This window comes from Microcoleus sp. bin48.metabat.b7b8b9.023 (assembly GCF_013299185.1).
In the GTDB taxonomy this organism is placed as follows: Bacteria; Cyanobacteriota; Cyanobacteriia; order Cyanobacteriales; family Microcoleaceae; genus Microcoleus.
The window spans coordinates 60,613-67,980 of record NZ_JAAFKG010000045.1 but is presented as its reverse complement, the minus strand read 5'-3'; the positions used below and the strand labels follow the sequence as shown (position 1 = coordinate 67,980).

General features: G+C 48.0%; 3 protein-coding genes. 1 reads left to right on the top strand and 2 read right to left on the bottom strand.

The window, feature by feature from the left end:
- Positions 1-221: 221 nt before the first annotated feature.
- The gene (locus QZW82_RS22715; RefSeq protein ID WP_293153224.1) at positions 222-515 is read left to right on the top strand and encodes a hypothetical protein; all 294 of its coding nucleotides are present in this window, start codon (positions 222-224) and stop codon (positions 513-515) included.
- A gap of 561 nt (positions 516-1,076) precedes the next feature.
- On the opposite strand, the gene ileS is transcribed toward QZW82_RS22715, so the two are convergent.
- The gene (ileS, locus tag QZW82_RS22710; RefSeq protein WP_293153221.1) at positions 1,077-4,646 is read right to left on the bottom strand and encodes an isoleucine--tRNA ligase; all 3,570 of its coding nucleotides are present in this window, start codon (positions 4,644-4,646) and stop codon (positions 1,077-1,079) included.
- Between the two features lie 716 nt (positions 4,647-5,362).
- Complete coding sequence (ilvD, locus tag QZW82_RS22705; protein ID WP_293153218.1) at positions 5,363-7,048, bottom strand: dihydroxy-acid dehydratase; 1,686 nt, start codon at positions 7,046-7,048, stop codon at positions 5,363-5,365.
- Between the last annotated feature and the right edge of the window lie 320 nt (positions 7,049-7,368).

The window sequence follows — 7,368 nt, the reverse complement described above, 5'->3', positions numbered from 1 at the left end:
AATGCAGGTGATTGGTGCTTTGATGCGGAAGTTGGTGCATTTGGCTTTTGGTATTTTAAAGTCCCAAAAGCCCTTCGATCCTAATTATTTACTTGCTACCCCTTGACAGCTCAAGACAGTATCTACAAATATGGTTTATTATAAATATAACAACGTGTCCTAATACGGCGGTTGCTATACATTTGGAGGTAAAGTATGATAAGCGCGATAGATCGCACATCATGAAATATGTTTGCTACTTGTTGCTATTAATCGGTTTTTTCTGCGCCGCGCTTCCGGCTGAGGCTTCTGTATGTCGCCACGATCGAGGGCGCGAGATTTGCATTGTCGATATCAAGCGCAGTGCGAAAAACTACTGGGAATACAGGGTGATTTTGAGTGTTGATGGAGTCAAGCAGCCTCTGGAAGTCTACAATTGCCGCAGCCGCAGTACGGTTAAGCAAGATGGCACTGTTTTGGGGTTTGGACAAAACAACCCTGGTGAATTTGTCTGCCGTTTTTTCAATAAGAAATAGAAAACTTTTTCAATCAATTCTTGTTGGTGCAATCAGATGTCTTATCTTATCATGACTGTCTGTCTGTTTTGCTCTTCTTTTTTCTTTTATCTGTTTTATGTGCGGTACTGGAAATGGCGGGACTGTATTGAGGCGGCTAATTCTAGTTGTACGACTCCAGATGGGGATGTTCTGATTGCTGGTGGTGCTTTTTGGATTGTTCCAGCAGTTGTATTTTTTCTGCCTTTTGCTGTTATTCTCTGTTTAAATTTCTGGAGGAAATGTAGAGTTACAGAAGGGGATGATGATAATCAGAGATGAATCATTTTGTTTCCGGCTGTATCGGATTTTTTTGACCACAGAGGGCGCAGAGGGCGCAGAGGGAGAGATATAGAGAAATGAATAATTCAGATGTTACCGGATTTGATGTCATCTAGACTCAATATTGTTAGGGTGTTCCGCATTTAAATTGTATGTTTGGGACGGGCTAGAAGCCCATCCCACAAGAGTTGGAGAAGAGAGACGGCGGTTGAAACCGCGTCTACACAAACGAAACCCGCCTCCGCGGGTTGAAGACGGCGATTAGAATTTGCTGTCAACTGCTGATACGCAGCGTTCGCAAATTGCTGGATGTTCGATCGACTCTCCGACGTGAGTAGAGTAGTTCCAGCATCGATCGCACTTTTGGCCGTCTGCTTTGACTACACCAATCGCTAACTCTGGAGATTGGTAACTGTAGGGCAATTCCTGCATCACTGCATTGGATTCTATCAGTTCTACTTCTGATGTAATGAACAAGTAGCGCAGTTCGTCTACGCCGTTGCTAGCACTTGCAGAATGGTGGTGTACAGCTATTTCGGCAGGAATTTCTGCTTTGGGCGCGATCGCACTTATTTCTGCTTTCGGGATTTGGGGTGTTTCTGCTAACGCTTGTTCGACTGGGGCTGTTTCTATTGGTACAAGGGCTGTCTCTACTGGCAGTGAAAGCACAATCGCCTCTGTTTCTACAAGCATCAATGCCTTTGATTTTCCAAGTACGTCTGCTGTCAGCGAATCTATTGTTTGTGCCATTTCTTGGCGGCTTTCTGCAAACAGTAAGTGACGGAAAGCAAACCACATTGTAAACAAGATACCGATGACTTCAAACAAGCCGCCTAACAGCGGAATCTGATTCATTGTATCCAAAACTGCTAGGGTTACTCTCGCAGTTATCGCCACAGAAGCTAACAGCCCCAGCGCTACCAGCACTTTTTGGTATTCTGTGAAAAAGTTGCCAGCGTAGTTAGGCAAATCCGCCACAAACTGGGCGCTTTTATCTAACATTTCCTGCAAATCTAAAGCCGATGCTTCTGGGGCAGAATACTCTACTATTTCAGAAGCTGCATCGCCCTGGGCGACAGTTTCTTCTTCAACATGAACTGTCTTTTCTGTCAAGACTTTGGCAACACTTGCTGCTTGGGCTTCTTGTTTGTCTTGTACTGCTTTGGCTTTCTCTTCTTCTGCTAGTTGGATGGCTGCGTTTTGCGATCGCACGTAATCCACCAATTCTTCGCTGCTGGGATTCAAACCTTGCAATTGCGCTCTTTTGGCAGCATCGGGAACGTATAATAAAACCTTAGCTTCCAAAGAAGAACCGATCGCCTTTTCAGTCCTCGCCTGTTCCAAAACCTTGTTAACTTCGCCGCGTACTTGGCGCAAATACTGCCAGCGAGTCGCCAATTCTGGATTGTGCCATGCAGGATCGAGTTGCACCCAACCAGCTTCAAATACTGATTTGTAGGGAGTTGGATAGGGAAGATACTGCCAAATATCTTCAGCCATGTGACACAACACAGGTGCGATCGCCCTTGCTAAATTCTCGACTGCGATCGCAATTACTGTCTGACAACTGCGGCGGCGACGCGCATCTGTGGCGCTGATGTAAAGTCGATCTTTGGCAACATCCAAGTAAAAATTAGACAAATCCACCGTGCAGAAATTCTGTACAGTTTGGAAGAATCGCGAAAATTGGAAACTTTCAAAAGCTTCTTGAACTTCCGCAAAAACTTCGCCCATTCTGTGCAGCATATAGCGATCGAGTTCTGGCAAATCCTCGAAAGCAACGGCATCTTTTGCCGGATCGAAGTCGTGCAAGTTCCCCAGCAAAAACTTCGCTGTATTCCGAATCTTGCGGTAAACATCCGATTGCTGTTTGAGAATGTTTTTGCCTAAAGGCACGTCGGCGGAGTAGTCTACCGAAGACACCCACAATCGCAAAACATCGGCGCCATATTCCTTGATGACTAACGCCGGATCGACGACATTGCCTTCAGATTTGCTCATCTTGCGGCCTTTTTCATCCAGCACAAAACCGTGAGTCAAAACTGTTTTGTAAGGAGCGATGCCGTTGGTTGCTACACTGGTGAGCAAGCTCGATTGAAACCAGCCGCGGTGTTGGTCTGAACCTTCCAAATAGATATCAGCAGGATAGTTTAATTCCGATCGCCCTTTCGCTACAGCAGCCCAGGAAGAACCGGAGTCAAACCACACATCCATCGTGTCGGTTCCCTTGCGGTAAGTGCGGCCGTTGTTGCGGTATGATTCCGGTAACAATTCGGCGATCGACATTTCCCACCAAGCATCAGAACCTTTGTCAGCAAAGATAGCTTGCACGTGCGAGATCGTCTCTTCATTTAACAGAGGTTCGTTGGTTTCTTCGTCGTAAAAGACGGGAATCGGCACGCCCCAAGTCCGCTGGCGAGAAATACACCAATCCGATCGATCGCTAACCATAGCTGTGATCCGATTTTCCCCTTGGGCGGGAATCCAATTCACACCAGAAATTGCTTTTAACGCTTCGTCGCGGAACCCTTCAACGGATGCAAACCACTGTTCAGTCGCCCGAAAAATCGTCGGCTTTTTAGTCCGCCAATCGTAAGGATACGAGTGAGGATAAGCTTCCTCTTTAATCAAACAATTTGCTTCCGCAAGGGCATCAATGACTGCGGCATTGCCATTTCCGAGGACATTTAAACCTGCAAACTGTCCTGCTTCGGCGGTGAAATTTCCGTTTTCATCGACGGGGGTTAAAACTGGCAAACCGCAGCGTTTTCCGACGATAAAGTCTTCTTGTCCGTGGCCGGGTGCAGTGTGCACCAATCCGGTTCCTGAGTCAGCGGTAATGTAGTCGCCGCCGGCAACGATCGGGCTTTCGCGATCGAACAACGGGTGTTTGTAGGTGGAACCTTCTAAATCTTTACCTGGGAAGGTAGCAAGTATTTTTAATTCCGTGTTCAAAGTTGCCGACAGTCGATCGACCGCATCGACAGCAACTAACATAAATTGTTGTGCGATGTGCGAATCTCCCGGCGGTTCCACCACTGCATAAGTCAGTTCGGGATTAACTGCGATCGCCAAGTTAGCCGGAATCGTCCAGGGGGTAGTCGTCCAAATCGCCGCCCAGAGGCTCGGCATATAGCGCTTGAGCTTCGTTTGCAGGGATTTTGACAATTTTCTGACGTGAAAGCCGACGTAGATGCTGCGCGAAACGTGGCCTTCGGGATATTCCAATTCAGCTTCGGCGAGGGCTGTTTTCGAGCTCGGACTCCAGTGCACGGGTTTGAAGCCGCGGAAGATGTAGCCTTTGAGCACCATTTGACCGAAAACGCCGATTTGAGCCGCTTCGTATTCGGGTTTCAGGGTTAAATACGGGTGTTCCCAGTCGCCCCAAACGCCGTAGCGCTGAAACGATGTCCGCTGCTGGGCCATTGTTTCCTGGGCGAAAGTGGCGGCTTTGCGGCGGAGGTCGATCGGGGTAAGATTGAGCCGATCGTCCGATTTCATGTTTTGCAACACCTTAAGTTCGATCGGCAATCCGTGACAATCCCAACCGGGCACATAGCGGACTTTTTTACCGCGCAGCATTTGGTAGCGGTTGATAAAATCCTTGAGGATTTTGTTGAGGGCGTGGCCGATGTGGAGTTGTCCGTTGGCGTAGGGCGGGCCGTCGTGGAGGATGAACAAATCGCCCGGGTTATCCTGGGAAAGGCGATCGTAAATATCTTCATCTGCCCAAAATTGTTGCAATTCTGGTTCGCGTTTGGTAGCGTTGGCGCGCATATCAAACTTGGTTTTGGGCAAATTTACCGTGTCTTTGTAGGATTTTGCTTCCATTGTTCAGAAACGTTTTTTGTACTTAGTTAGTAGTTAGCGGTTAACTGAGAGTTGATATCAAGTCCGATTAAATAATCATAATTAAGTTTGTAGTGAGGACTTTAGTCCTCTCATCCTTGAAAAGCTGACAACCAGATACTCCAGTATAAGCGATCGCCCGCACATTCGCTCAAACCAAATCCGTAGAGAGCTCTCTCTTCTCTACCTCTGCGCCCTCTGCGGCCTCTGCGGTTAAAAAATCCTTCATAGATTGAGGTTACGCTACTGAGTCAGCCAACTGAACATTTGACCGACGGTGAGACTGAAGGATTCAGCAAAGGCCACTTCCGAGGACGATTATGTTAGCTAGCGGAGGGAGCGCACATATGTATGTAGCGGTTCTCAAGCATGGTGAGCTAAGCTGTGGAGCATTTAAACCACTAACTATTTACGTAGGGTGCGTCAGCTACAACACTGACTATACATGGGAAACGCCTTAAAACTGACCCACCCTACAATACCATTTTAAATGCTCAACAGCTTATGCTCGCGGAGGCCTATACTCTATGCCCGGTTTGGCCTACGCCCACGAGTACATCCTATAGGTTCTCGAAAGGCTATACCTTAACTAGATTAGAATTTTAACCGCAGATATCAGCGGATGAACACAGATGAACGCTGATGGGATTTCATCTGCGTTTATCTGCATTCATCTGCGGTTAAAAATAGGTTTTCTTCTAACCCAAACCCAAATCAGTTACAGCGCCGACACTGCTAGAAGAAACCAACTTAGCGTATTTAGCCAAAACACCCTTAGTATACCGGGGTTTAGGAGCTTGCCAAAGAGCGCGCCGCCGCTCTAATTCTGCATCATCAACATTGAGCTGCAACAAGCGATTGGTAGCATCGATCGTAATCGAATCGCCCTCATTTACCAGAGCAATTGTGCCGCCAACTTGCGCCTCGGGTGCAACGTGACCGACAACCATGCCGTAGGTTCCGCCGGAAAAGCGGCCGTCAGTAATTAACCCGACAGAATCGCCTAAACCTGCACCAATAATTGCCGAAGTTGGTGCTAGCATTTCGCGCATTCCCGGCCCGCCTTTGGGCCCTTCGTACCGGATGACAATGATATCTCCGGCTTGAATTTTGCCAGCCAAGATGGCAGCCAAACAATTTTCCTCGGATTCAAATACCCTTGCTGGGCCGGTGATTTGCGGTTTTTTAACGCCTGTAATTTTAGCAACCGATCCTTCTGTTGCCAGATTGCCGCGAAGAATTGCTAAATGTCCTTGGGCGTACATCGGATTGTTCCAAGGCCGAATTACATCTTGATCGGCGCGGGGTTCGCTGGGAATATCTGATAGGGATTCGGCAATTGTTTGACCTGTAATTGTCAGCGCATCTCCGTGGAGCAATCCGCGTTCCAAAAGCATTTTCATTACTTGAGGAATGCCGCCGGCTTTGTGCAAGTCGGTTGCTACGTATTTGCCGCTTGGTTTGAGATCGCACAATACGGGTACTTTGGCTCTAATTGTTTCAAAATCGTCGAGGCACAACTCAACGCCGATCGCATTTGAAATAGCCAATAAGTGTAATACGGCGTTGGTTGAACCGCCGATCGCCATAATTGTGGCGATCGCATTTTCAAAGGCTTTGCGAGTTAAAATTTGGCTCGGTAACAACTGTTTGCGAATCGCTTCTACGACAACTTTTGCAGATTCCTCAGCGCTGTCGGCTTTTTCGGCATCTTCCGCAGCCATTGTCGAAGAATAGGGCAAACTCATTCCCATTGCTTCAAAAGCACTGGACATCGTATTTGCCGTGTACATTCCGCCGCAGGAACCCGCACCGGGACAAGCTTTTTGTTCCACTGCATTGAGCTCTGTTTCGTCAATTTTGCCCGCACTGAATTGACCGACAGCTTCAAAAGCGCTCACCACGGTTAAATCGCGTCCGTTGTGGTGTCCCGGTTTGATCGTGCCACCGTAAACAAAAATAGCAGGAATGTTCATGCGGGCGATCGCAATCATCGCCCCCGGCATATTCTTGTCGCAACCGCCCACAGCCAGCACGCCGTCCATACTTTGACCGTTGCAAACAGTTTCGATCGAATCTGCAATCACATCTCTCGATACCAGAGAATATTTCATCCCTTCAGTTCCCATCGAGATTCCGTCGCTGATCGTAATCGTACCGAACATCTGCGGCATCGCGCCAGCTTCTTTTGCACCCGCAGTCGCGCGCAGCGCCAGTTCATTCAATCCCATATTGCAGGGCGTAATAGTGCTGTAGCCGTTAGCAATCCCCACAATGGGCTTAGTGAAATCGCCGTCGCCAAAACCCACGGCGCGCAGCATTGCTCGGTTGGGTGCGCGCTGCACGCCCCCAGTCACGGCTTGGCTTCTTAAATTTTCAGGCATTCTCAAACTTCCTTTGTCTGTTGTTGTGTTGTCTGTTTTTGTTTCGGTTCGGGACGCAAAACCTCTATATTTAGTAGGGTGTGCAGTTTACGCTTTACCGCTGTAATCCGCGCGTCCAACCATTTTTTAGCCTTAGCTCTGTCTTTGCTACTGCCTGTTCGCTCCGCCCAAAAACGGATATAAGCCCCCGACAATCGTCCTGGTGAGCTCTAATTTTAGACCAAAGTTCCAGATCCGGTGATGAATCTGTGAAGTAAACCTATAATCTAAAATCTGAAATCGACTGATTGCCCAGTGCTGAGAGTTTTACGCTATTTTTG